The organism is Candidatus Termitispirillum reticulitermitis, assembly GCF_054655775.1.
This window is the reverse complement of record NZ_BAAIHG010000002.1, coordinates 1-26,075: the sequence shown is the minus strand read 5'-3', so window position 1 is coordinate 26,075 and position 26,075 is coordinate 1. Positions and strand designations below refer to the sequence as shown.

The following is a 26,075-nucleotide window of genomic DNA, read 5'->3' as shown; positions in this document are numbered from 1 at the left end:
TAGTAGCACACGCGGGATAGGTTGTCAATAATCACTAGAATAGCCAATCTCAAAAGAAGTAGCTGTAGGTCAGCCCCGCTGACGTGTCGTCCTCGTGCGTGTCTTTGAATTTGCGATTGGTGTAGTTTGCATCAAATACTAGTGCATGGTTTATAGCGGGGTAGATTGCCAGCTTTGCGGTGATATTGCTCTCGGAATGTTCCGAACTATCGGTATATGTCAAGTGCCTGCCATCTATCATCAGCTTGAAGTTGTCTGTTATTGGAGCTATAACGCCAAGCCGTCCGCCACTGCCAAATAAGACACCGCTAGAACTATTGTCGCTTGCCAGCTCAGCATAAGCAAACGCCCAGATTATAGCATTAGATAGTTGAATGCTGAACCCGCCACCCAAGTTCCAATAAGCTGCATATTCACTCTCCTCCGCCTTTATAGAGCTATCGCGCACCCCCGCCGATAGCCCCCATGAGAATCCACGCTGAAAATGTTTCAGTGGATATAGGTTCAGAACATCTAACACGGCGAATTTATTAAGACTAAAATGCTCTTTCTCCGTATAGTAGCGTAGCGATAACTCTCCCAACGTTATATATACCCCTAGTCGGTAGCCCGCTTCATTATCATCTGGTGAATGATAAGAAGCTCTAAAATTTGTTGATATGTATGGACTGTCCCCACCATAACCTGCACCGATAGACACTCGCTTGCTGTCGTGCCCCATATCAGGCGACACTTCTAGCTGCGAGACATTCCAAGCAGTGCCCCTGACGGGTAGCCTTGCTATGGCACTTGATATGGCAAACAACTTATTTTGGTATTGCCGCAACTCCTCTGGGCTAAGTCCGCCACTATGTGAGTTATACATTACCAATTCATAAGCTAGGTTCAATATATCGGCACGTTCAATATCGCTGCAGTTATCATTAAACATATCATTTATAGTAGCAGAGGTGTCCTTGTTAGCAATTTTCTCTGCCAGAGCCACAGATGAGGCGGGGATAGCTCCAGCTATAGCTTGAATAGTCGTTATCCGTGAGGGGCGCAGTTGAGTGGAATCAATCAACCCCGCCCGCCTAATATCCTTGACCGTATCAATCGGCACTACTGTTATATAGCCGTCTGTCAGGTGGATGCCCTCTCTGGCAGCTTCTGCCAGAAATAATAGGTTGTAAGAGCAATTCTCATCAAAGAAATAATAGTCCGATTTGACGAGACTCATCTCCCATATATGGGCATACATCTGCTGAACCTCTGCAGGACTTAGTTTCAGGCGATATTCCCACACATCGCGCAACTCAATGGCGGAGTATTCGGTTAATTTAGCTGAGTATGGCTTGACAGAATACACCCCATCAAAGCCGCCAAACAACCCATACACAATATATTTAGCAACACCAGCGTCAGTTGCATCAGCAGCATAAGTAATCGCATAGCCCAACAACGGCGATGTATTATCCCGCTCAAGCCGTAACATAGTATGCCCGAACATTGATGCTGGTCCAGACATATTGGTAGAGGGGAACACTAACGATGCAACTGTTGGTGATATTACTTTATAGGCTTCATCGTATTTAGGACAACTGACCTTTGGTAGTTTAGTCTTTAGTTCAGGCATTTTGTCCGTGAGCCAGCGCGTTCTAGCAGGGAACCTGCACTGAGCATGGTCATCCCCCTTAGCAACATCAGGGTCTAATATAGCCGCTATTGTAGCTTCAAGCTCCGCATGTCTATCACGTTGACCATTTTTAGCTAAAAAGAATGCGGAGTCGTCTATCAAACTGCGGTAGCCCGTGAACCAACCTCGCTTATAGTGCAAGAGAGTCTCCCAGTATGGGTCGCCAGACAACGTTAGTAATGTTTGGTTCTGACTATATGCTAGACTAGGAAATAGCAACAGTAGGGCGAAAATACAGACAAGAGGCACACACGCAACTTTAACTTTCAACTGCTGAGCTACGTGTGTACCCATTGATTACTTAATACTAGCTGTTGCTTATAATAAATATCGTATCAGCAACATACGCATACTCTACATCAGAAGATGGGAATATAACGCTAAAGTTCTTTTGCAGCTTACCACCCAGTGCAACGCCGTCCTTAACATTTAACAGCTTAGCCATTGCGTCAATAGTCTCGCCATGACCAACAGCCACATCGCGCATTATGCCGTCCATATTAGTTTGAACGAATTGCGACATCTCATTAGATACAACACGAGGGGTGTAAGAGCAACCAAAAGCACGAACATCAAGCGTAATCCCCGTTGATTGGTTAGTAGATGTGGCATTAGTAGATGTAGCAAGTAGTTGCTTGAGTTTGCTATTAGGAGAGTCAGCCCATAGCATATACCCAAGCCCGCACCCAGTGTTGCCTTTATCTATAGCGAGTGCCACACTACAGAATGTTGCCAAAATAGTCACAACTAGAAGTTTTTTCATAGCCAGTCCTCCATAAAAATATTATATGCTAATACTATAACCTCACAGCGATAAAAGCAACAAAAAATAGTAGTGGTTGACGCTAAAGTAGAAAATAGCGGATAAATTTTGCCTTATCGTAAAAAATGGGTTATAATACCGACTTATATTTATGTTAGGGGTGTTATGAAGTCAGTCAACGCAACGGGTGTCAAATTCAAACGCGCTGGAAAGGTTTATGACTTTCTAGCTGGCGAGCTTAATGAAAAGGCGAATGATTGGGTGGTTATAGAGGCAGAGAAGGGGGAAGACCTTGCACAGGTTGTATATCCCGCTCGTCAGATAGAGGTGGAAGACACACGGGATATGAAACGTCTCTTGAGGCTAGCCACCCCTGATGACATTGCTAAGAAAAAGTCTTACCGTGAAGAGGAACTTAAAGCGATGGGCGTGTGCCACGAATATGCCGAAAGCTACGGATTATCTCTAAAATTAGTGCTCTCCGAATATTCGCTTGATAAAAGCAAACTCACGTTTTATTACACTGCAGATGGGCGGGTTGACTTCCGCCAGCTAGTCCGCGACCTTGCCAGAGTCTATCGCACGCGTATAGAAATGCGCCAGATAGGTGTTAGAGATGCTACCAAGATACTCGGCGGTTTCGGCATCTGTGGCAGGGAGCTTTGCTGTGCTGCATTTTTACGCAAGTTTGATAATATCTCAATAAAAACCGCCAAAGGGCAGAAAGCCAGCACCAACCCAACCAAAATTTCCGGTATATGCGGCAGGCTGATGTGCTGTCTAGTATATGAAAAAGGTTGCGAGGGTTGCGGTGGCAGTATGCTAGAGGGTGATGACGGCGATTTAATCAGCATTGAAAACATAGCGGTTGAAAACAGTGCGGAGGGAGACCTATGAGTGAAAGAAATTTTTACATCACAACACCTATCTACTACGTGAACGATGTCCCCCATATAGGGCATACCTACACATCCATAGCTGTTGATACGCTTGCACGCTATAAAAAGATGTGTGGCTACGATGCCTTTATGCTGACAGGCACGGATGAGCATGGGCAAAAGATTGCCAACGCAGCTGAAACAACGGGGCTAAAACCCATAGAACTAGCAGATAAGGTTAACGTGCATTTCAGAAACCTTATCAAAACAATAAACGCCGATATAAAGGGCTTTGTTCGCACGACTGATGAGCGACATGCTGATGTAGTGCAGGCGGTGTTTAAGAAGATGCAAGATGCTGGCGATATATATCTAGGCGAATACGAGGGCTGGTATTGCACACCCTGCGAGGCGTTCTGGACGGAGACACAGCTTGGCGAAGAGCACCTATGCCCCGACTGCGGTGGCAAAACTATTATGGCAAAGGAACCAACATATTTCTTTAAGATGTCAAAATACCAAGATAGATTATTAAAACATATTGAGGACAATCCGCGCTTTATTATGCCTGAATATCGCAAAAACGAGGTAGTGTCGTTTATAAAAGAGGGGCTGAAAGATTTATCTGTCAGCAGAACTAGCCTTACATGGGGTGTGCCTGTGCCAGGGAACGAAAAACACGTAATATATGTATGGATAGACGCACTTATCAGCTATATATCGGGGCTGGGATATTCAATGGCTGACGATAAAGATTTTAACAAATATTGGTCATCGGCGTTCCACATGGTAGGTAAAGATATTGTGCGATTCCACACGGTCTATTGGCCTACTATGCTGATGTCTATAGGGATTGAACCGCCCAAAACAGTATTCGCACACGGCTGGTGGACTGTTGAAGGCAAGAAGATGTCTAAACGGCTTGGTAATGTTGTAGAACCTTTTAAGTTAATAGAGGACTATGGCGTAGATGCCGTTCGCTACTTTCTGCTACGCGAGGTTAGCTTTGGATTAGACGGCGATTTCTCATTTAAGGCGTTAAAGGGGCGTATCAACAGCGATTTGGCAAACGATTTAGGCAATTTACTTTCTCGTTCGCTTGGCATGGTGAACCGCTATTTCGGCGGTATCCTGCCAGATGCGGGCGAGGCGACCGCACCTGAACGTGAAATTCAAAAGCTGATAGCAGACACCGCAAGGGAATATCACGAGCATTTCAACGAAGTGGCTTTTAACAAGGTATTGACTAGCGTGTGGGCACTCATCGGCAGGCTGAATAAATACGTTGATGAGATGCAGCCGTGGGTGCTAGCTAAAGATGAGTCAAAACATGCAAGATTAGGCACCGTGCTATACACGCTAGCCGATAGTCTGCGAGTGTTGTCGCACATGGTATCTCCGTTTATGCCTGATAGTGCAGTTAAAATGCGCCGTCAGCTGAATATCAGCGAAAACGTGGCGCTGGCAGATGAACAAGCACTGGCAGAGACAGGTTTGTTAAAGTCTGGGGTAAAGATTGGCGAACTAGTCGCGCTGTTCCCGCGCATTGAGGATAAATAGGAGAACGTAATGAACAAATTTACTGAGCTGATAAAGGCTAATAAACCGTTCGTAGCGGGTGCTGTGGTTGCGATAATAGCTATAATTGCCGTTTTGACGTCTAGCAACGGCAGTGTCTATACGCCAGATGCCACCGTCAACGACTTTTTTAGCACATTAAAAAAGGGAAATGTTGACAAGACAGTTAAATATACCGACAAACCACTATTTGATGTGTCTGACGAAGATAAGAAGTTGTTTAGCAAATACTTTGCCACCCTCATTGCAGATAACATAACGGTAAGGCAAGAGGAGGGCAATGTCGCTATCGCAACAGCTGATGTGTCCGCTGTAGATATGTTTGTTATTGTCAATAAGTTTTTAGAAGATTTAATGAACCGCATTCAAACTGAAGGGCTTGATATAAAATCTGTGCCACAAGACCAGCTAAATAACGATATGCTAAAAGCAATCTCTGCTAGTGATGCTCCACGAAAATCAATACATATTACATTCCCGCTTGTTAAGCTTGATGATAAAGCTGGCAAGCGTTGGGTGATACAGGCGAGCGAATCGTTGCGTTCAGACCTACTGATGATGAGCCTTGACACCGCTGAAGATATGTCTGGTTTTGAAACGACTGAAACAAAGACTGCAAATGCCACGTATTTGAGCGAAGATACTATGAGGTCTGGACTATGCGCTTTTAACGTGAAGGCTGAAACGCTTTATATGTATTGCCCTGATAGCGATATTGATTTACTTGAAAAGCAAGTTAAGACAGGCAAGACAACATTTTCAGTAGTGTATGATATACTGGAAAACCCCAGCGAACCGGGTGTGAAGGTGTATCAGCTAAATAGCTTTAAGTAGGAGTTCTCTGTGTTTGCAAAGGTGGCTAGTGCCCACCTGCACGGAATAGAGGCTATAGGTGTATCAGTAGAAGCTGATATGGGTGGCAGCGGCTTCCCCTCGTTTGCTGTGGTGGGGCTTGCTGAGGCTGCCGTCAAGGAAGGCAAGGAACGCGTCCGCTCCGCTCTAAAAAATATCGGCTTAAATGTCTTTGACCGCCCTATTGTAGTCAACCTTGCACCCGCTGATATAAAGAAAGAAGGGAGTCATTTTGACTTGCCAATTGCAATAGGACTACTAGCCGCCCTTGAGCCTGAGAAATACAACCTTGAATCAACGCTCATAGTGGGCGAACTATCACTTGACGGTGCATTGCGCGGGGTAGCAGGGGTGCTATGTATCTGCTCATGGGCTAAAGATAATGGTTTTAAGCGTGTTATATTGCCACTTGATAATGCAGATGAGGCGGTATTAACGCCAGAACTTAACGTTTACCCATTCAAACACCTGACGGGAGTTGTGCAGTTTTTGCAAGGTGAGCTGAAGTGCGAACCACACAAGCGAACTAGCAATGACAGCTTATTTGACACTTTGGGTAGTCGCTATAGTGCAGACTTTTCCGAGATTAAGGGACAATATGCTGCGCGCAGGGCGGCGGAAATCGCATCAGCCGGTATGCATAATATAATAATGATGGGCACGCCCGGTAGTGGCAAGACAATGCTTGCAAGCAGGATACCTACAATATTGCCCCCCATGACACTAGATGAAGCACTGCTCACTACAAAGGTGCACTCTATAGCGGGGCTGTTGCGTGTGAAGGGTAGCCTTGTGCATGAACGTCCGTTTATAGCTCCGCACCATACGGCTAGCAATGTAGCTATCATCGGAGGCGGAGCTAAGGCTATGCCCGGACATGTAAGTATCGCCACCAATGGTGTCTTATTTTTAGATGAGATGTTGGAGTTTAATAGGAGCGTGTTAGAGGTGCTGCGCCAACCGCTAGAGGACGGCAAAGTGACGATAGCTAGGGCGGGTAGAACTGTTTCATATCCTGCGCAGTTTATGCTGGTTGCCGCTTGCAACCCGTGTCCGTGCGGTTATTATGGTGATGCTAAGAAGAAGTGCGTCTGTAGCGAGCAGTCAATAGAACGCTACCGCGCAAGACTGTCAGGACCATTGCTAGATAGGATAGATTTGCAGGTGCATGTAGCAAGCGTGGAAGTGTCAGCACTTGATGACGATAAATGCGGAGAAAGCTCACAAGATATACTGAAGCGTGTGGTGCGAGCACATAAAATACAATCAAATCGCTTTGCTGGTATGGACATACACTTTAACTCACAGATGAGTGAACGAGTGATGCAAGAATGCTTGAACATTGACGATGGGGCTAAAAAGCTTGCGATAAATGCAGCGGCGAAGTTTAACCTGTCAGCTAGAGCATATAACAAGGTATTAAAAATAAGCAGAACGATAGCTGACTTGGCGGACAGTGCCAGCGTTGAACCTGCACACGTGAGCGAATCGTTGCAGTATAGAATGCTAGATAAACAATAAAGGAAACACAGAGGGAGAATATTATGGCTGATAAGAATGAAAAAGGAACGCAAAAAGAGAATATAATCTATAAGATATTTATAACGGGCTGCTTAGCCGTATTGCCATTGTTGCTAACGCTGTATATATTGGATTTTCTATATGGGCTTGTTACGTCTAATCTATTACCACTATTCAGCAGCATAGCTAGCAAATTCGGGGCGCAACTATCCGAAAGGGTGCTTGGAGTATTCACTCTCTTGTTTGTTGTAATATTTATATTCCTAGTGGGCTTGTTTATGCGGGTCTATATAGGCAAGCGGTTAGCAAAACTAATAGATGTAGTTATTACACGAATTCCATTAGTTAAAACTATTTATAGCAGCATAAAGCAGATGTTTGATTCTTTTGGTTCATCTAATAACTTTGAAAAGGTGGTGCTAGTCAAGTTCCCCTCTAGCAACCTAAACAGCATTGGTTTTGTGGTGCGCTCGTCTCAGCGGCTATTCAACGAGGCACTCGGCAAGGAATCTTATAACGTGTTTGTGCCGACTGCACCTAACCCTACATCAGGCTTTGTGGTTATAGTTCCGGTGGCTGAATGTATTGAGCTAGATGTTGGCACTAACGAAGCGTTCAGGTTTGTGCTGTCGGTGGGGCTACTAGATGCCCCAAAACTAGCGGCTAGTTTCCAGCCGAAAAAGAATAATGGCTGATATGGATATACTATTTAAGCTAGCTGATATTGCGCGTGAGGCAGGGGACATCACTATGCAGTATTTTAGCCATAATGCAGCTGTAGAACGCAAAAAGGATGGCACACCCGTAACTGAAGCTGACAAGGCGGCTGAGCGTTGCATATTTGAACGGTTAGCTCAGCTTGACCCCATAACGCCGTGCATCGGTGAAGAGGATGACAATAGCAGATTTGATATGACTAATCTGCCTAAATATTGGTGCATAGACCCACTTGACGGCACAAAAGAGTTCATAAAAGATTCGCCTGAGTTCAGCGTCAACATTGCACTGGTTGAGGCTGGCAAGCCCACTCTGGGCGTTATCTATGCCCCTGCACTAGATTTATTGTATATCGGAGGCGAAAAGATAGGTTCTTACAAGGTAGCCAGTGATAACAGCTTTGAACGGTTGCCGTTGGCGTATTATAACAGCACAGACATTACAATCGTGACAAGTCATTTATATAGTGGGGGCGGTTCGCCTGATAAATTGAGAACAGCGTTAATGGAGCAAACGGATGCACGCATAGGGTTCAAGCGGATGGGTAGCTCAATAAAATTTTGTATGGTAGCTGAGGGAAGTGCAGACGCATATATTCGTGCTGGCAGGACAATGTTCTGGGACACCGCCGCTGGGCATATCATAGCTAAGGGGGCAGGGGCAAAAGTCCTCGCTTGGAATAGCAGACAGGAGCTAGCCTACAACACTAACGGGCTGGAAAACCCGCACTTTATAGTCTATAATACACGCAGACTGGGTAAGTTTAAGTTTTAAGGTCTTGTAACGTTTACAGCTTGCGGTCCCTTCTCCCCTTGAATGACGTCAAACTTCACAGGGTCACCTTGTTGCAAACTCTTATAGCCATCCATTGATATGGCTGAATAGTGAACAAACACATCCTTACCCGCATCATCAGTTAAAAATCCATACCCTTTCGTGTTGTTAAACCACTTTACAGAACCTACACTACTCATAAAAAACTCCTTAAAAATTAATAACAATAGCATAAACATCATTCACAACTTACAATGCGATAATAATCAAACTATATTATAATATAGAACTTACCACGTTCTGAACATGCAGTCAAACACAATTTAATATAATTTTATTTGAAACTATAATAAGACACAGGGTAGAGATGCAAGTCTCTACCCTGCAATATACTGTCGGTTGAAACGATTGCAGAAATCTTTGTTTATCTAGGGTCAACTAGTATCTGTTTATCGTCAAATTTGCGTATATGATAGCCGCCATTCTTACTGATAATGGTTGCTAAATACATCGTCTTTTCTGGATAATCTACTATAAGCGTGTCTGCGCCCGTCTCTCTGATGTTAGTCACCCAGCTGGTGCTTTGCAACACAGAGCGAAACTCTTGAAAAGCCACCATATCTTTATTGCCGACTAGTACCACTTGCACGCTCTTTTTTGTAGCTCCGGCAACGGTCGTTGCTACCTCGCTGGCAAGTATTGACGCATTTTTCTTTGCCATATTGTTAGACAGCGAGACAACGGCAGTGTCATTGTTAGAGCCTTGTCCGCGCCCTTGCATAGAGCCGCTCTTTAGTATAGCTTTAGCACCCGAAGCGTTAGCACCGATTACCCTATATGATAGATTGCCATCAACTATGGTGAAATTTACCTTTTGATAGCCTATATCTTTGCCTTTATCCACTGCTTCCACCTTGCCGATAAGTGCTGAACCTGCGGCATATTGCGATACTAAACGGCGGACGGTGCCCATATCGTTGCTCTGAACTGCCTTTAATAGTTGCTTTGCAACATTGCCATCCCCAAGCGACACTGGGTCTGTCACGCTAAAGCCACTAGCGATTAGTTCATTTATAACTTCTTCGCTGAATGGATGTGTTTCCTCTACCTGTCCGCCCAGCTTCACTAGAGGCAAATACACCACTATGGACATATTTTTAGTAAGCATTGCATTAGCCTTTTCAGGCTCTACGGTTGCCTTTGCAGTGAGCCAATAGACACCTTTGTCTGTGCCCTCATCGGTTATCTTAAAATCAGTAACGGTCGCACTGATAGCTGATTTAACGCTTTCATCCAGCATTTCGCCGTCGTGGACAATGGTATCAACTGATACCTTTACCTTAGAACCTTTTTCAATAGCCATCCACTTAGCGCGCGCTTCAGCCTCTATCTTGGCAGATGCTGTGTCGCCGTTCTTGATTTGCGCCTCGCCAGTCACGTCTAGCGTCACTGCATGTGCAAAAACCGCAAATAATAAAAGACTAATCAATGAAAGACTAAACTTTTTCATTATGTTCTCCAATGTTCTTAAATATCTACACGACTATTATAACAGACGATGCCAATTTTAGCAAGTTATGCTACCTCTGTATTGCTAGCCTTTAATGTGTCAATGAGCAACAGCCCCACTGCTATTGTAATGTAGGCATCTGCCAGATTGAATGCGAACCAGTGCAAGTTGCCATGGTAAAAGTCTAGGAAATCAACCACGCTACCGAGTGTTATCCTATCCGTAATATTGCCTAATGCACCCGCCAGTGCCAACGTGTATGCTATAGAGCGCAGTTTATACGTTTTATATTCTTTTTTCAGCATTAGCAATAGCACTGCCGCCACTAATATCGCCACAACTATATAGATATACCTTATCACCCCAGAGCCGTCAGCACCTATGCCAAAGACCACCCCGCTATTCAGCACATAAGTGATATTGAATAGCCCCGATATTACCTCAAAGCTATCACCCACATGCATATTAGCCCGCACTAGGGACTTACTGAGCACATCTGCGACTATAGCAATAGCAAATATGAATACTAACAACTTGCGCCCGTAATTAAACATCATTAAAAACTCCCATCATCTAAATAAAGCAAGCGAATTCAGATTTATTCCCATAGCCACTTCAGCAAATCACCAGCTCCACAGAACGGGTCTTGCACGTCCTTATCTCTAGTGTATTTTTCAAAGCCGGATAGGATATAGTCAACGTTGGTAGTGAAAAACTGCCCCAGTTGTTGTTTCGCGCGGGGCATTAGAACGCTCCGAATGATTTTAGAAGTTCTATTATATCGCGGAGCTGTTCACCCTCTGCAACCATTAGTGGACTTATACCTTTATAGTTGCGAATGTTCGGGTCGGCATTCGCAGATAGCAAATCACGCACCATAACAGGGCGTTGCAGTTTAATCGCCCAAATTAGCGCAGTATCACCATTCTTATTGCGGATATTCACCCCCGCCTTGCCATCTATCAGCAGTTTCGCTACTCTATTGTCTCCTGCATTTACTGCCACGAGTAGCGGAGTATTGCCGTTGTTGTTCTGCCAGCTTGGGTTCGCTCCGTGTTTCAACAGCAGTGCCACCATATCGCGGTGTCCCGCCGTTACAGCTGTAAATATCGGCGTGTTGCCTGTTTCGGGACTAGAAAAGTTCAGTCGCGCCCCCTCGTCAATTAACCTAGTCACCCCTGCTATATCATTTGCTGATATTAGGTTTAATAGCCCGCCCGATGCCTCACCTGAACGGCGTATAGCGGTTTCCATCGTTGTTTTAACCGTCCCACCGCGCTCAACCGCTAAATCGTAAGCTGTCATAGAAGAATTATTAGTCAGATATAAATCAGGCTTCTTGGTAAGGAGTTTCACTAGGATAGCGTTATTGCCCTGTTTAGAGGCAAGCATTACAGGTGTAAATCCATCCTTATTTTTAGCATCTACATCAGCTGCCCTAGCGAGTAGCAGTTCGCTAATCTTATTATTATTAGTTAATATAGACGCATGCAGTGGAGTATTGCCTAAATCGTCAGCTACGTTTATCTCAAAGCCAGAATTGCTTGTCAGTTGGACTACACACTGGGCGTTGCCACCCTTGACCGCCTGCATTAACGCTGTATTGCGTTGCCCATCAAGGGATGAAAGGCTTGCTCCGCGCCCCATTAGTAGTTCTACACTCTTGTTGTTGCCAGAATAAGCGGCTAGCATTAGCGGTGTGCTACCGTTTTTATTCTTAATATTTACAGATGCTCCGCGCTGGAGTAGCAAGCTCACAAGCCTTTCGCTAGGTCCCTGTGCAGCATACATCAGCACAGTATTGCCGGCATTGTCAGCGTCGTTGCCCTTTAAGCCTTTGGACAATAACAACAGTGAAACATCGTAATATCCGCCTGCGGCGGCGATGTGCAACGCATTTTGCCCATATCTATTCTTATGTTTTATATTTATGCCCATGTTGACTAGTTCTATAGCCGCTTCATCGTGTCCCGCTATCAGTGCTTTAAGCAGTGCATTATCGCCCGTCTCGGTTTCGGTTTCATTTATATTTGCTCTGCTGGCAACCAGCTTTTTTAGTTGGTCTACCTGCCCGTTTGCAGCGGCGTTTATGACAGGCTTGCCGCTCACCACTACCCCGCCCCTAGTGCCAGCAGTATTAGTCACAATCTTTGGACTGGTAGGTGCATAATCAACCTGCACATCAGCACCATCGCCAGTATTGTCACCGCTTGTCTTTGCAACGCGTCCAAATTTATCAAGCTGTTGTCTGCGCAGAACCGATGCGTCTACTAAAATTATTCTAACACCCTGTTTTTCTGGTATGCCAGTGGAGATGCCCTTTAAGTCAAGTCTATTTTTAGGGGTGAGGCTATCCTCAATACGTTTCCGCACATCATCGGACAGGTAGTAGACCGCACCTGTGGCGAAATCAAACGCTAGCCCGAATGTATCGCTGGTAAATCCGAGTGCATCTCCATTCAAGAACCAACCATCAACTGTCTGATTAAAATCTAACGTAATCACAGGTCTGCCATACCTAGAGACGTGCAGTTCAAACGAAGTTACATCTTTACTTACACGGAATGCCGCGGGCAACGTCACACGCTGTTCATTGTTGATGCGATAGACGTTAGCAGGCTTGCCGTCCAGCTGCACGCTGTATTGCGCATAAGACGGGATACATACAAAAAACACCGCTAATACTGATAAGAGAAAACGTTTCATTTGCCAAATCTTACCACAATTAGGAGCATCATTGCAACAAACATCACTGCTAGCGAGGTAACAATTATCTTCACGGCACTGCGCTCGGAGTAGTAGACGGTGTCTGAGCGGAATGTAGCTATCTGCATCCCAATTCTATCAATGTTTTCCAACAACTCCTCTATCATCGCACGGTTATCTCTCAAACTATCTTCAGACTCATAGTTGATAAAATTGCCTATATATATTATGCAAAGCTCTATCAGACGGAACAACAAGTTTTTTACGTGTCCTATCTGTCGGTGAAACACAAAGTTTGGTGTGCGCATCATCTCAGGCAACAGGTCAAATTGCATGTGTTTGAGCGTTTCCATCGTGGCACTGGGCACATCGTATATGTCGGAGACACTGTCAACCTGCTCTATTACCGCAAGTATCATCTTACGATATTGCTCCACTATAGGCATAGTGGCACTCATTCGCACATTTATAGGGTTTCTACTAAATGTGTTTTGCTTAAAGAAATTTTTGATTACCACAAGCCCGCTAGCTATACGAACGTTGTTCCTTTTGCGGACTACAGTTGTCAATGCTTTATTGTTTTCTATTGACAACAACGTTTCAATTATTTCATCTTTGGAGAGTATATAGTGGTTTGGACCTTCCAGTATCTCCTTAACGTCGTCTCCAATGGAACTATTTGCGAAGAAGAACAGCTCTGTCACACCTTCATCATACAGCACACGCATAACGTCTGATGCGGTTATTTCGTTCATCGCTTCGGTTTCGCCGACTGCCTCTATCCATACAAGAGAGCGTAATGGTGATTGGCTTTTCTTCTGCGACCACAGCTCTATGCGACGTTTATCGGCTACTTCTTTGACCGATTTGTAGATAGAGTAGCCGAAGTCTGTCATTATATCTACAACGCTCGCATACAATTCCGCAAGGGTTGCTTTGGCTATCAGATTGCGCTTACGCTCCAGTCTTGTGTCCATAAATCACTACCCGCCTATTTTTAGGCGTTCCTCCTAAAGAGTTTGCATTGGGAACTTCAGGATACAATGCCCCCAGCCCAACAATGTGTATGTTAGCAGGATTTATGCCACTTTTTACCATAAGTGATTTTACAGAATTACCCCTTTGAACTGATAACTGATAATTATCCCGATATTTCTTATTCTTAGGGATTACACTGACATTATCAGTATTGGCAAATAAGAAATATGCACCTGTCTTATCCAGCTTTTCAATCGCCACTTTTACCTCATCTGTAATAATAGGCGTATTAAGCGCAAAGTCAAAATAGATAGTCAGCCTATATTCTAAATCTTCTGGTCTAGGCACATTGCTTGTAGCGGCAACGTTTGGCGAGCTTTGTAGGGGTTCTGTAGATGGAGGAGTTGCAGCTACTGGTGGCACGCTAACTTGCGGTGTTCCCATAATGCTATTGATAAGCTCTTCGTTGGTGAGTGCAGGGTCTGTTATGACAAGTGGTTCGTTTAGCCCTAGCGAACTGTTGTCCGTGTCGCCGTCAAAATTGCCTAAATCAATGGAATCTACGACCTTATATGAAACTTGTCTGATATGGATTATGCGCCAACCATTAGCTACTACGTTTTCTCTGGCAGCTCTCTCGTCAGCGGCAAAGATGTGCATTACGGTTGAAACGTTAGATTTATTATTGACTGCTGTTATTTCGTATATATAGCGGTCGTGCGTTTGTGCATGCGCCTTTGTCGGCAGACTAGCGCCACCAATGGTCAGGCACATGCCTAGGGTGAGGCTTATCATCAGGGTCTTTAGGTTTAAGGCGACGATAGCCACCCCTGTCAATTCTATAGTCTTTAATAGCCTTATCATACTGTTCATCTGGATACTGCCTCAATATTTTTAAGTCATATATGACATCAAAACCGCCGTTATACGCCCAATACGCATCAGGACGGAGCTTTGAAACCACTATATACGTGTATAGTCTCGTATAAACTTGATATACAAAAACCACCGCCTCTGCCCTAGTCGGCACTGCTACCAATAAAACCAACACCAAAAGGAATGTTATCAATACTCTACGCCAAAATTTCATCTTTATCTTTTCTAGTGGCTCGTCGCCCGTGTGTAAGCCCCTTGGCAATCTCAATCACGTTTGCTACGTCAACTATTAGACAAACTCTGCCATCCCCCATAATGGTGGCTCCGGCGATACCCTCACAGTGACTCATATATTTCCCTAACATCTTGATAACAATCTCTTCCCGACCTACCAGTTTGTCAACGAGCAACCCCACCTTCATATCAGCTAATGCGACTATTACTACATATACGTCTTCTTTCAGCTCATGCGGTAGCTTAAATACCTCATATAGTCTTAAAAGTGCGAGCGTAGAGTCGCGAAGGTTTAAGACCTCCATTCCGTCAATATTGTGAATTTCTCGCATGTTCACACGCAACGTTTCCGCAACGGAAACTAATGGTATGGCAAAACTTTCCCCTGCAGTCTCAACAAAGAGTGCTTGGATAATGGCGAGGGTCAGTGGCAGCCGTAGTGTAAATGTAGTGCCTACGCCTAGTTTAGAGTCAATGCGTATCGTTCCTTGTAGTTTCTCAATGCCATAACGAACTACATCCATACCGACACCGCGCCCAGAAACATTAGTTACCTCTTTAGCGGTAGAAAAGCCAGCGACAAATATCAGCTTGTATGCTTCCTCATCGGTCATTTCATTAGCCTGCGCAGACGTTATCAGCCCTGTGGCTATCGCTCTCGCTTTAAGAACATTAGTGTCCATACCCGCGCCATCATCTTTAATATTTATAACAACGTGGCTCCCTTCGCGATATGCTGCCAACTCTATCTTACCGCTACGGCGTTTGCCTATTCTAATGCGCTCATCGGGCATTTCTATACCATGGTCAACCGCATTTCGCACCATGTGCATTAGCGGGTCACCGACCACATCGGCAACTGATTTATCTATATCGGTATCTTCGCCATTCACTACTAGTTCTATCTCTTTATCAACGTTGCGTGACAGGTCGCGCACTAGACGTGGGAATTTGCTGAACACTTTGCCGATAGGCATAAGGCGCGTTTTCATAACAGCCATTTGCAAATCTGCTGTGATGTTCCCTATATTTGAAATGGTCTCCGTCAACTGTGATACGTAAGGTTCATTTTCATAGCGACTTTCAAGTGCCGCGCCAATACTAGCCAACCTATTGCGCCCAAGAACAAGCTCGCCTACAAGGTTCATTAAATCGTCCAATCGTAACGTTTCTACACGTATAGCACCGATATCTTGTTTTTCTAGTGTAGCTTGTTTCGGCTGTGCGCATATCTGTTCAGCCTGCTGTTGCACTTGTGGCTGTTCCAATACAACAGATACAATAGGTTGCTCAGCTACAGGAGGCTGTTCTAATAAACCTTTTAATTTAGCGGATATTGCCCCCGTATCAGTTACATCAGTATCGTTTTTTACGTCTTTTATCGCGTTCTTCAGCACGTCCACGAACTCTAGCAACACGTCCATAACGCCAGCAGAAACGGACATCGCCCCTTTGCGCAGCTTATCAAACACACTCTCTGCACAGTGGGCTAGCTCCGATACTTTTGGTATCCCTAAAAACGAGGAAGAACCTTTTATAGTATGCGCCCCTCTGAATATTTTGTTAAGCAGTTCAAGGTCATTTTGGTTGGTTTCAAGCGTCACAAGGTCACTACCAAGTGTGGCGATTATCTCATCCGCCTCTAGCAAAAAGTCCCCTAACATGTCCTGCATTTCAGGGTTCATTCTGCACCAGCATCAACCACTGTATTCGTCATGCCAGCTGTGTTGTTTATACTAACACTAGCTGTATTATTTACATCACCCTGTGTGCCAAATATGTTCTGCACCACGTCTTTCCTAGCCAGCACCTCGCGCCTATTGACTAGCGAGTCTATATATTCATCTGATAATAGTCCGCGTTTCAGCCCAATAGTTATCACCAGTTCTGCAAGTTGCTCTTCTAGTCCGTCTAGCAAGCTTAATAGCTTGTGCAAGTTGCCATCGGTTGTCTGTTTCTTCTCAAGTGCCTCTGCTAGCTTAGCGCACTGCTCACCGCCAGCTATTGTCTCAGTCAAGACTTGGCGCAACTGCTCTTCATTAGCACTATCTATATTATCCAGAGCATTCTTTGTTGCCTGTCCGCTCATAACTATTTGTCTTGTGAGTGCATAAGCTATGTCTTGTGCTAATTTAGAGCTGTCAGCAAACGAACTTACATTTGCCGTGAAATCTTTGCTGTCTGCGGAGGCAAGCTCCCTGACAGATTCAGTAAAGTCTTTAGCTATTGTGAAAAAGTCGCTGTTCGGGTTGATAGCCGCATTTATAAGTGAGTATTTCCCTTCGTTTATCTGTCTTGCAACAGTGTTGACCTCATTCACATCTTTGTTTAAGTCCTCATACATTGCGGCTATCCTTCTGGAACCTCTACAATACCAAGTAGCCTGAACAGCCTTTCTTTTAATATATCGGCGCTGAACGGCTTAATAACATAGTTGTTGACACCATTGCGCAGTGCTGTGAGGATATCTTCCTTAGCCGCTTCAGTGGTTATCATAAGAATAGGCACTCCATTAAATTTAGGGTTAGCGCGCAATAGCCTAGTAAAAGCAAGCCCGTCCATCTCAGGCATATTCCAGTCGGTGATAATAGCATCTACTTTATTTTGCCCCATAATGTCCATAGCCGATACTCCATTCGCAGCCTCCAGCACGTTGGCAAAACCAAACTTTTTGACCAGATTGGTAACGATTCGGCGCATAGCGACAGAATCTTCAATCACCAGAACAGTTTGTGAATAGGACACCATAAGCACTCTCCTAATCTATATAGCAACTCTGTATCATATTTGCACGACAACGTCAAGTCAACGTTTAATCTCTCAGTTTCCTAATACGCTCAGCCTTGCTGATTATCTCCTTTATGCGCAGACCGAAATAGCCATCTATGATTACAACTTCCCCCACAGCAATCACCTTGCCGTTGATTGTCAGCTCTATAGGGTCATCAGCCCCTTGATTCAGCTCTATTATATCACCAGGACCTAAGTTTAATATATCTTTCAGGAATAATTTAGCAACTCCCATCCTAATGCTGACTGGAATTTCCACATCCAACAGCATATCTATATTACCACCAACCTCGCTGGCTACGGTTGACCAGCTGTCATTAGAATTGCTACTGGTTAGGTCAAACGATTCATCACCAATACCGCCCGCAGAGAGTGCGTTGTCGCTATCAAACAGAGATATATAACCGCTATCTAAAAATTGACGGAATTGAAACGGGTTGCCCTTTATATCCCCGTTCATATTAAATACCTTGTAGTCCGCCCCTTTTAATGCGCCTATACTGTTAGTGGCGGCTACTTGCGATATTTTGAAATGAACTTTTCTGCCCAGCTGCGTTTGGATAGAACTGGCAATGCCACCTAGCATTTGGTTTGCCATCTCGGTAGCGGCGTCTTTGTGATTGTCATCTAGGGTCTCTGATGCTATCCCGTCCCCCATAAGCATCAGGTCTGCCAAGCGCACAATATCTGCCGTCTTATATAAAAAACCTATTTCAAGTCCAGACCCGTCATCAGTTGCCAGCACCATTGTGCCGTTTGCAAAACCTTCTGTCAACTCATTAGCGTTAGCTGACGTAGTGTCAACTATTTTAATATCCGGTTTAGCCGAAAATGCCCTAATCGTGGTGTCAAGGGTGCTAACTAGCAGTTCGCCATAAGTTTTGACGATAGCTTCACTCTGTATATCAATAGAACTGCTCATATCAAGTCCTCCAACACGTGGCTCACTACCTTAACCGCCTTTTTACGTCCCATAATCCCAAGTGTTCCATTAAATTTATGCCTATCCTGCACACGCAAGTCAAGCGGTCTTGATGCCTTTTTGTCTAATACTATCGCATCACCTGCTTTCAGCTCCAATAGTTCCCTCACTGTCATAGACGTATGTCCTAGCTCTAGGGTAATATCTGTAAGCAACGTTTCCAATATCTCTAATATGCGCAGTTCATACTCGCCACCCTTGCCTTTTTTGGCACCAACCAGCCACTCCTGCGAACTAATCTTACTTAGGATAGGCTCCAGCACCAGTGCGGGCAGACACATATTTACCATACCCGTAGTAGAGCCAAAACGAACCTCAAAAACTATAAGGACAACAACTTCATTTTGTGCAACTATTTGTATTACGTGCGGACTATTTTCGCTCAACTCTTTCATCAGACGTATATTAGGCACTACCTGTTTCCACATATCTTCTAAATCTTTCAGAATAAGTTGGATTATACCATCCATTATGGTAATTTCAAGCGGGGTAAGCTCGCGCATCTTTGATATCGGCTGCCCTACGCCCCCTAAAAGCTTATCAATAATAGGGAACACCAGAGACGGGTTTATTTCTAGCACCGAATTACCTTGCAAGGGTGTCATACTTATGATGTTAAAACTGGTAGGGTCTGGCAACGACATTAAAAATTCGCCGTAAGTCATCTGGTCCACGCTGACCAGACTAATATCAGTAATAATACGTAAAAAGCTTGATAGGTCTGAGCTAAAGTTGCGGGCAAATTTATCGTGCAGGTTTCTTATAGAGCGTAACTGTTCCTTAGACACGCGGTCGGGACGGCGGAAGTCATATATTGAAATCTTTCTCGAGATAAACTCGCTAGCGTCTGTGCCGCCACCTAGCGCGACAGGAACAGACGCACCGTCATCTATAACGGTGCTGAGCAGAGCATCTATTTCGTCCTGAGAGAGTATATCTGGCACTTACGCCTCCTATTGCCTTTTGTTATCTCTTGTGCCATTTATATGGAAATCTATCCTTGCCGCTAAATCAGTCAAAGAGACTATCTCATCTGCAAGTCCTGCCGATATTACAACATTAGGCATACCGAAAACTATGCTAGACTTTTCGTCCTGCGATATAACGAACCCGCCAGCGGCTTTTATCTTTTCGCAACCTAGTGCGCCGTCTTTCCCCATACCTGTCATAACAACACCGAGCGTATCCCCGCCATAGATATCCACAACCGATGAAAAAGTATCATCCACACTAGGATTATACAAAAGACCAGCAAGCGGAGGCACTATTGCCAGCACCTTGTCGTTACCTTTCTTATTAACTAGCGTCCTATAGCCACTCTTAGCTATATATACTACGTTAGGCTCTAAAACGTCCCCATCTTTTGCCTCAACAACCTTTATACTGCTGATAGAATTAAGCCTCTCAGCTAAAAACAATGTGAAGTTCACAGGTATATGCTGCACTAATATGATAGGCACGCCAATATCGTTTGGTATAAATGGAATAACGCTTTGCAACGATTGGGGACCGCCTGTTGATACGCCAATAAGCACAATCTTCTTCATAGCTGGGATAGCGGTATGCCTAGCAGCAGTCGTTGTATATTCTGCACTACTTGTCGGCAACTGTGCGACAGACACGACAGGTTTTGCCAGCTCTGTCGCTTTTCCTCTGCCACGCTCAATAGCCGCTGTTGTAGTTACAAGTCTCTTTGTGATATCAGGTTCACTCATTAACGCCCGTATCTTCCCTTTAATCTCACTTACAAGGTTCTTCATACCAGCTGAGCCATACGATATATCTTTAGAGATGAAGTCAACTGCACCGAGTTCTAGTGCTTTTATAGTGGTAGCCGCCCCATCGCTGGTAAGTGAGCTTACCATAATAACGGGCATAGGTGCTTGTTTCATAATATTTTCTAGTGCGACAAGCCCGTCCATACGGGGCATCTGGACATCTAACAACAGAATATCGGGCTTTTTCTTGATAGCTACTTCAACGGCTTCCTCGCCGTTAGAGACCAGAGCGACAACTTCAAAATCATCATCTTCAGCAAACATCCGCTCCAATGCTTTGCGCATGAAAGCGGAGTCGTCAGCAAGAGCAATTCTGATTTTGGACATTACATTACATCCTTTTCCTTTAGGCGTTTCCTCGCCCTAACCAGTGCTGAAGAGTGCAACTGCGAAACCCTAGACTCTGTCACACCAAGCACTTCAGCGATTTCTTTCATATTAAGGTCTTCAAAGTAGCGCAACGACACGACAGTTCGCTCATTACTGGGTAGCGAATCTATCACCACCGTAAGTGCGTTTATAAGGCTGTTCCGTATGGCTTCATCTTCAGGGCTAGCGGTTGTCCCTGCTACAGTGTCAGCCAGAGACGGTCCGCCTTCATCAATCGGATTATCCAACCTAACAACGTGTTGTCCACCCAGCATCATAATACCATGTACACTTTCTTCGTCAACCCCTAATCGTTCAGCAACCTCAAGTATGCTTGGTTGACGACCCAGCTTAACTTTTAGCTTATTTACCATCTCTTCAACTTCACGAACCTTGCGTCTATCGGTGCGCGATAAGAAATCTTGTTCCCGCAAATGGTCTTTCAATGCACCACGCAAACGGTGCTCCAGATATGTTTTGAATGTGGTATCTTTAGTCTTGTCAAACTTACTTATGCAGTCTATCAACCCTCTGGCGCATATAGAGCAAACTTCATCAACGTCTATGCTGGCTGGCAGAAAACGGCATTCCTTGACCGCCCAGTCGTGGACGAATGGATAATACTCCTGCACCATCTTGTTACGTTCTTCCTCGCTCAGGGTAACCTGAAGTGCCATGCTGTTAGAATAAGTAATCATCTCAATTTCCAGCCGTTCCTTATTATTTTATATATCTCTCCGCACACCAGCCAAACCACATAATAAACTACAAAAAACACAACAAAGTCCCTTACGAGCAAGCTTAAATGCAAAGTATCAGACTTCAATACCTTGTAAAGGACACTACAGACGGTAGCTGTAGAAGCCAACAATATCGGCAGATATTTTATAGCAGTTATCATCAGCACCCTCCAAAATCGCTGGTTTAGCCTTTATTCGCCTCCCACATAGATGGAAGGTCATTCAGTAGTTTTTTAGCAATTTTCGTGCCAATCGGTATCTCGTAGTCGCTAGGCACGTTCTGCCCGACAGATAACATCAAAATAGGTGTGTTTTTCTTTATAGGCAGGTTTGCCAGTGCCCCAAAGGACATAGTCTCGTCTAGCTTAGTGAACAGCAGGTAGTCGGGGCTTAACGGTGCGTATTTTTCATAGATATTTCCGAGTTCATCTTGATTGCCCGCCATTGACAGCACTAGCACTGTCATAGCACCATTAGATGCTTCTAGCATTGCTGATAGGTCAGATACTGCACTATCGTTATATGGGCTATGCCCCGCTGTATCTAAAAATATGTAATCGTATTCGCTCTCTATCTCATTTAACAGCGAGGTTAGCTCGCTAGGTTCTGATACCAGATAAACGGGAGCTTTCACCATATCAGCGTAAGTTTTCAGCTGTTCCAGCGCACCTATGCGCGAATTGTCTGACGTGATTAGTGCTATGCGTTGCTGAGAGTATTTGGTTACGATATGTGCCAGCAGTTTTACGATTGTTGAAGTTTTGCCCACGCCTGTAGGTCCCACAAAGGCTACAACTTTCCTGTATAGCGAGGATGCCATATCTTGCTCTATGGGTATTCTTTTTGTCAACTCATCAGTCACAAGGCTCTTTAGGTAAGCCTGTCCGACTGCTTCGGGCACTGTCATCTCAAGCCCCTTTAACATACGGTAGCTGACAATCTCATCTACACCATTGTTCACCATAGCGGAGTGGAGTGCTTTTAAGCTGTCGTCTAGGTCAACGTGCAAGAGCGATAGGTCACCCAGCGCATTCTGAATATTTGTCAGCTGCTGTTTAATCTCGTTCATATCGTTAGATAGGGCTGCCATCTTGTCTAGCCCCATAGCCTTTATCACTGTTGCCAGTTTATCAGAATCTACATCTGATGTTGCACCAGCACTCGGCGTGATAATCTGCGGTGTTTGTGGCATTTGTTCAACCTGTGCCTTTTGTGCCTCAGCCTTTAGGTTGTTTGCAAGCACCACATCGCCTTTGTTAGTGCTCTCTAGCAGTGCATTTATATAGTCGGAATCTGCCCCTGTGCTCTCAGCCTGCTGCTGTGCTTTTATTATCGTCCCTGCTTGATGTTCCCGTCCATAGCCGAAACGCGGCATATTAGCTATAGGAACGTTTATCTGCTCCGCAGGCTTAGGAACAGCACCGTCGTAATCAAGTGCCGCTGTAACCTCTAATACCGTGCGCGGCAGTAGACCGAAACTTGCCGGTTTAGTCACCTTGCGGGTAGATAGGATGACCGCATCGGGACCTAAATCGTCCTTTACAATGCGAATCGCCTCTTTCATATCAGCTACTTCATATTTCTTAAATTGCATAATCTTATACTACCATATTTAGCCGCTTATGTAGTCGCGGGGTTCGGGTTTAGCGGATTTATGGGCATACCTCCCCCGCTTTGCGGTGCTGCTGGTCTTACCTGTCCTGCCGTCTGGACGGGTTGCGGTTGTGCTGGACGAGGTTGCTGTCCTTGCGGTCTGCCGTTCTGCGGGTAGGCGGTGGCTTGCTGTCCATTCTTGGCAGGTGCGGCTGCCTTCTGCTGGCTAACCATTAAATCAACCTCGCCCAAATCTTCAATATTAGCATCTTCTATCTCGTCAAATGCAACAACAGACACATCCAGCCCCTTTATGCGTTTAGCAGCCTGTTCTATCATCTTGCGCAGAGGTGCCCTTAGTGGAGCGCGTAGAACGGCGAGTATTGACGGTAGCCCGCGTTCCCTGATGATGTGCGATTTTGTAGCAATTGCCTCTACGATAGTAGCTATGGTGTTCGGGTCTAGGTTTATAGAAACCTCGCCATCCTCAGGGTTTTGCGCCAATCGCTGCACCATAGCCTCCTCTATCGCGCTAGGCAGTGAGAATATATGTAAGACCCCCATAGTGTCTGATAGGTTAGCCACAATCTGACGGCGCAATGCACGGCGCACCTTCTCAATAAGGAACGGAACCGACCTGTCGGGCGGGAACGACATTATAGTTTCCACTATCGTCCGCAGGTTTATCACAGACATACGCTCTGCCAACAACCCGTGTAGCACTTTATTCAGCACCCCAAGTCCTGGGTCTTTGTAGAACGGGTGCTCTTTGCCAAGTGCTTTGTCGTTTTCAAGCAGAGCCATCGTTTCTGTTCTGCCTACAAGCTCTGCAGAGTTGCGTCTGATTAGCTCTTGAATGTGAGTCACTATCACAGACTCAGGTTTTACAATAGTATATCCCTTTGTGCTGGCAGCGTCCCGCTGTTGCTCAACATCATCTATCCACTTAGCGGGGAATGAGAATGCAGGCTCTAACGTTTCAAACCCTTCTACGCCTTCTATCGCTCCGCCAGACGGGTTCAGAACCAGCAATTTATCAGCATACGCTGTAGCCTGTGCCACTTTTACGCCATTTAGCAGGAATTGGTAAGTGTTCTGTTCTAGCTGCTGATTGTCGCGCACCTTGATAGGCGGCACTACAAAGCCCATCTCCGTAGCCATACTGCGGCGCATGGTTTTCATATTTTGTATAATACCAGAGCCTTCCCCTTTCTGAGCCAGCGGCACTAAATTCAAACCCAGCACTAGTTCTAGCGGGGACATCGCCAGTAGCCCATAGACATCTTCAGATTCAGATTTAGGCTTATCTTTTGCCTTTTTAGCCTCTTCTTCAGCTTTTAATGCGTCTTCGTCAATATAGTTTTCAGGGTGTGCGTTCCTGCGATACATCAGATAGCCTAGCCCACCCAATACGAATGATATGATAAAGAAAGGCACTCTAGGCATACCCGGTATTGTCGCAAATATCAGCAACACTACAGAGACTATAAACATTACTTTAGGGTTTGAAAATAACTGTTCGCCTATCTGTTTGAATATCGTTTTATTTTTATCGCTACGTGATACTAATAAGCCTGTTGATGCTGATACTATCAGTGCAGGTATCTGGCTCACAAGCCCATCGCCCACTGTCAACAGCGTGAATACGTGTGCAGCATCCACTATATCCATACCGCCTTGAATAACGCCGATGACTAGCCCGCCGATAATGTTAATGCAGGTCATTATTAGCCCAACTATAGCATCGCCCTTTACGAACTTAGACGCACCATCCATAGCCATATAGAAGTCTGTTGACTGGTCTAGGTCTGCGCGTTTTGTGGCAGCTTCTTCTTGTGTGATTGCCTGTGCGTTCAAATCGGCATCTATAGCCATACGTTTAGCCGCCATACCATCTAGTGAGAAACGTGCCGATACCTCAGCAATACGGGTAGCACCTTCAGTAATAACCTTAAAGTTGATTAACACCAGTATGGCGAATATTATCAGCCCGACCACGTAGTTGCCGCCCACCACGAATGCCCCGAACGAGCGGACTACTTCACCTGCGGCATCTGGTCCCTTATATCCGTTTAGGAGGATTGCACGTGTGGTAGCCACATTCATTGATAGTCTGAATATCGTTGTGACTAGTAGCACGAACGGGAACGATGAAAAATCTGTAGGTTTTGGCACGTATATTGACATCATAACTATTACGAGGCTGGCACTGATGCTGATAGTAAGGAATATGTCTATGACTATTGGTGGCAGGGGGATGATAAGCAACATAAGTATGGCTATCACCACCAGCCCCAGCGAGGCGTCTGTGTGACGCCGTGCTGATTTCATCCCTGAAAGCATAGGGGTAGGAACCTCTATGCCAAAAATCCTTTTTGGCTCTGCCATAAGGCTATATTATAACACTATTTTTGCGATGTTCAAGTGAAATTTTGTTTTACAAGACGTCACAAATGTGACATACCAGCTTACGAACAGAGAAACTTGTGTAGTATGTGCTGGAAAGTATTTTGCTGTTGAATGGCGTTACGATAAGAACGGGAACATTTTTTTATCACCAGTTTTAGTGCTACAAGCATTCTATATACCTCCTCCCGTAAGGAGGAGGAGGAGTCTGCCCCCTTACGGGGGCTATCTGCTTTATTATACGACAATATTATTCTGTAGTTCTTTTAACTCGGCAAGCGAAAGCCCTGTGCCCTTTGATACAAAATCAATAGGCATACCAAGTGCTAAAAAATTTCTGGCAGTTTCAATGGCT

The 26,075-nt window shown here is 45.0% G+C and carries 26 protein-coding genes; 6 read left to right on the top strand and 20 right to left on the bottom strand.

The features are described from left to right. Positions 1–49 precede the first annotated feature (49 nt). Positions 50–1,894: an Lnb N-terminal periplasmic domain-containing protein gene (locus tag AC1MDJ_RS00660; protein WP_479689022.1), complete on the bottom strand. Its 1,845-nt coding sequence runs from the start codon at positions 1,892–1,894 to the stop codon at positions 50–52. 88 nt (positions 1,895–1,982) lie between these two features. Next, a complete protein-coding gene (locus AC1MDJ_RS00655; protein ID WP_479689021.1) occupies positions 1,983–2,438 on the bottom strand; it encodes a DUF3015 family protein in 456 nt (151 codons plus the stop codon). 165 nt (positions 2,439–2,603) lie between these two features. On the opposite strand from AC1MDJ_RS00655, the gene AC1MDJ_RS00650 reads away from it, so the two are divergent. From AC1MDJ_RS00650 to cysQ, 6 genes are read left to right on the top strand one after another with little or no spacing between them, the layout of a single operon-like run. Then, positions 2,604–3,335 carry a PSP1 domain-containing protein gene (locus AC1MDJ_RS00650; RefSeq protein WP_479689020.1) on the top strand — a complete coding sequence of 244 codons (732 nt, stop codon included), beginning with the start codon at positions 2,604–2,606 and terminating at the stop codon, positions 3,333–3,335. After that, on the top strand, positions 3,332–4,876 hold the full coding sequence (gene metG, locus AC1MDJ_RS00645; protein WP_479689019.1) for a methionine--tRNA ligase: 1,545 nt from the start codon (positions 3,332–3,334) through the stop codon (positions 4,874–4,876). The genes AC1MDJ_RS00650 and metG overlap by 4 nt, the downstream gene beginning before the upstream one ends. A gap of 9 nt (positions 4,877–4,885) precedes the next feature. Further along, positions 4,886–5,728, top strand: coding sequence for a hypothetical protein (locus tag AC1MDJ_RS00640; RefSeq protein ID WP_479689018.1), 843 nt, complete (start codon positions 4,886–4,888; stop codon positions 5,726–5,728). Between the two features lie 9 nt (positions 5,729–5,737). Further along, positions 5,738–7,267: a YifB family Mg chelatase-like AAA ATPase gene (locus AC1MDJ_RS00635; RefSeq protein ID WP_479689017.1), complete on the top strand. Its 1,530-nt coding sequence runs from the start codon at positions 5,738–5,740 to the stop codon at positions 7,265–7,267. A 23-nt stretch (positions 7,268–7,290) separates the two neighbouring features. After that, positions 7,291–7,962, top strand: coding sequence for a DUF502 domain-containing protein (locus AC1MDJ_RS00630; RefSeq protein ID WP_479689016.1), 672 nt, complete (start codon positions 7,291–7,293; stop codon positions 7,960–7,962). Continuing rightward, entirely contained in the window at positions 7,955–8,758 is an 804-nt protein-coding gene (gene cysQ, locus AC1MDJ_RS00625) for a 3'(2'),5'-bisphosphate nucleotidase CysQ (protein WP_479689015.1), read from the top strand. The genes AC1MDJ_RS00630 and cysQ overlap by 8 nt, the downstream gene beginning before the upstream one ends. On the opposite strand, the gene AC1MDJ_RS00620 is transcribed toward cysQ, so the two are convergent. The 18 genes from AC1MDJ_RS00620 to AC1MDJ_RS00535 form a co-directional block, all read right to left on the bottom strand. Then, on the bottom strand, positions 8,755–8,958 hold the full coding sequence (locus tag AC1MDJ_RS00620; protein ID WP_479689014.1) for a cold-shock protein: 204 nt from the start codon (positions 8,956–8,958) through the stop codon (positions 8,755–8,757). The two genes, cysQ and AC1MDJ_RS00620, sit on opposite strands and share 4 nt — an antisense overlap. Before the next feature lie 224 nt (positions 8,959–9,182). Next, the gene (locus AC1MDJ_RS00615; protein ID WP_479689013.1) at positions 9,183–10,268 is read right to left on the bottom strand and encodes a hypothetical protein; all 1,086 of its coding nucleotides are present in this window, start codon (positions 10,266–10,268) and stop codon (positions 9,183–9,185) included. Positions 10,269–10,333: 65 nt separating this feature from the next. Further along, positions 10,334–10,825, bottom strand: a complete 492-nt coding sequence (lspA, locus tag AC1MDJ_RS00610; protein ID WP_479689012.1) for a signal peptidase II — start codon at positions 10,823–10,825, stop codon at positions 10,334–10,336. Between the two features lie 41 nt (positions 10,826–10,866). Next, a complete protein-coding gene (locus AC1MDJ_RS00605; RefSeq protein WP_479689011.1) occupies positions 10,867–11,013 on the bottom strand; it encodes a hypothetical protein in 147 nt (48 codons plus the stop codon). Next, complete coding sequence (locus AC1MDJ_RS00600) at positions 11,013–12,974, bottom strand: ankyrin repeat domain-containing protein (RefSeq protein ID WP_479689010.1); 1,962 nt, start codon at positions 12,972–12,974, stop codon at positions 11,013–11,015. The genes AC1MDJ_RS00605 and AC1MDJ_RS00600 overlap by 1 nt, the downstream gene beginning before the upstream one ends. Beyond that, entirely contained in the window at positions 12,971–13,951 is a 981-nt protein-coding gene (locus AC1MDJ_RS00595; RefSeq protein ID WP_479689009.1) for a hypothetical protein, read from the bottom strand. Before AC1MDJ_RS00595 ends, AC1MDJ_RS00600 begins: the two co-directional genes overlap by 4 nt. Then, complete coding sequence (locus AC1MDJ_RS00590; protein WP_479689008.1) at positions 13,929–14,747, bottom strand: OmpA family protein; 819 nt, start codon at positions 14,745–14,747, stop codon at positions 13,929–13,931. Before AC1MDJ_RS00590 ends, AC1MDJ_RS00595 begins: the two co-directional genes overlap by 23 nt. Further along, a complete protein-coding gene (locus AC1MDJ_RS00585; RefSeq protein WP_479689007.1) occupies positions 14,701–15,021 on the bottom strand; it encodes a hypothetical protein in 321 nt (106 codons plus the stop codon). The genes AC1MDJ_RS00590 and AC1MDJ_RS00585 overlap by 47 nt, the downstream gene beginning before the upstream one ends. A gap of 4 nt (positions 15,022–15,025) precedes the next feature. Continuing rightward, positions 15,026–16,747, bottom strand: coding sequence for a chemotaxis protein CheA (locus AC1MDJ_RS00580; RefSeq protein ID WP_479689006.1), 1,722 nt, complete (start codon positions 16,745–16,747; stop codon positions 15,026–15,028). Beyond that, positions 16,744–17,406 carry a hypothetical protein gene (locus AC1MDJ_RS00575; protein WP_479689005.1) on the bottom strand — a complete coding sequence of 221 codons (663 nt, stop codon included), beginning with the start codon at positions 17,404–17,406 and terminating at the stop codon, positions 16,744–16,746. The genes AC1MDJ_RS00580 and AC1MDJ_RS00575 overlap by 4 nt, the downstream gene beginning before the upstream one ends. A 5-nt stretch (positions 17,407–17,411) precedes the next feature. Then, entirely contained in the window at positions 17,412–17,810 is a 399-nt protein-coding gene (locus AC1MDJ_RS00570; protein ID WP_479689004.1) for a response regulator, read from the bottom strand. A 64-nt stretch (positions 17,811–17,874) separates the two neighbouring features. Continuing rightward, positions 17,875–18,774 (bottom strand): FliM/FliN family flagellar motor switch protein, encoded by a 900-nt coding sequence (locus AC1MDJ_RS00565; protein ID WP_479689003.1) that lies wholly within the window; start codon positions 18,772–18,774, stop codon positions 17,875–17,877. After that, a complete protein-coding gene (gene fliM / locus AC1MDJ_RS00560) occupies positions 18,771–19,778 on the bottom strand; it encodes a flagellar motor switch protein FliM (RefSeq protein WP_479689002.1) in 1,008 nt (335 codons plus the stop codon). The genes AC1MDJ_RS00565 and fliM overlap by 4 nt, the downstream gene beginning before the upstream one ends. A 9-nt stretch (positions 19,779–19,787) precedes the next feature. Next, a complete protein-coding gene (locus AC1MDJ_RS00555; RefSeq protein ID WP_479689001.1) occupies positions 19,788–20,939 on the bottom strand; it encodes a protein-glutamate methylesterase/protein-glutamine glutaminase in 1,152 nt (383 codons plus the stop codon). After that, entirely contained in the window at positions 20,939–21,679 is a 741-nt protein-coding gene (locus AC1MDJ_RS00550; RefSeq protein WP_479689000.1) for a sigma-70 family RNA polymerase sigma factor, read from the bottom strand. The genes AC1MDJ_RS00555 and AC1MDJ_RS00550 overlap by 1 nt, the downstream gene beginning before the upstream one ends. Further along, entirely contained in the window at positions 21,676–21,882 is a 207-nt protein-coding gene (locus AC1MDJ_RS00545; RefSeq protein WP_479688999.1) for a hypothetical protein, read from the bottom strand. The genes AC1MDJ_RS00550 and AC1MDJ_RS00545 overlap by 4 nt, the downstream gene beginning before the upstream one ends. Positions 21,883–21,905: 23 nt before the next feature. Beyond that, complete coding sequence (gene flhF, locus AC1MDJ_RS00540) at positions 21,906–23,315, bottom strand: flagellar biosynthesis GTPase FlhF (protein ID WP_479688998.1); 1,410 nt, start codon at positions 23,313–23,315, stop codon at positions 21,906–21,908. A gap of 26 nt (positions 23,316–23,341) precedes the next feature. Beyond that, a complete protein-coding gene (locus tag AC1MDJ_RS00535; protein ID WP_479688997.1) occupies positions 23,342–25,702 on the bottom strand; it encodes a flagellar biosynthesis protein FlhA in 2,361 nt (786 codons plus the stop codon). Positions 25,703–26,075: the final 373 nt, after the last annotated feature.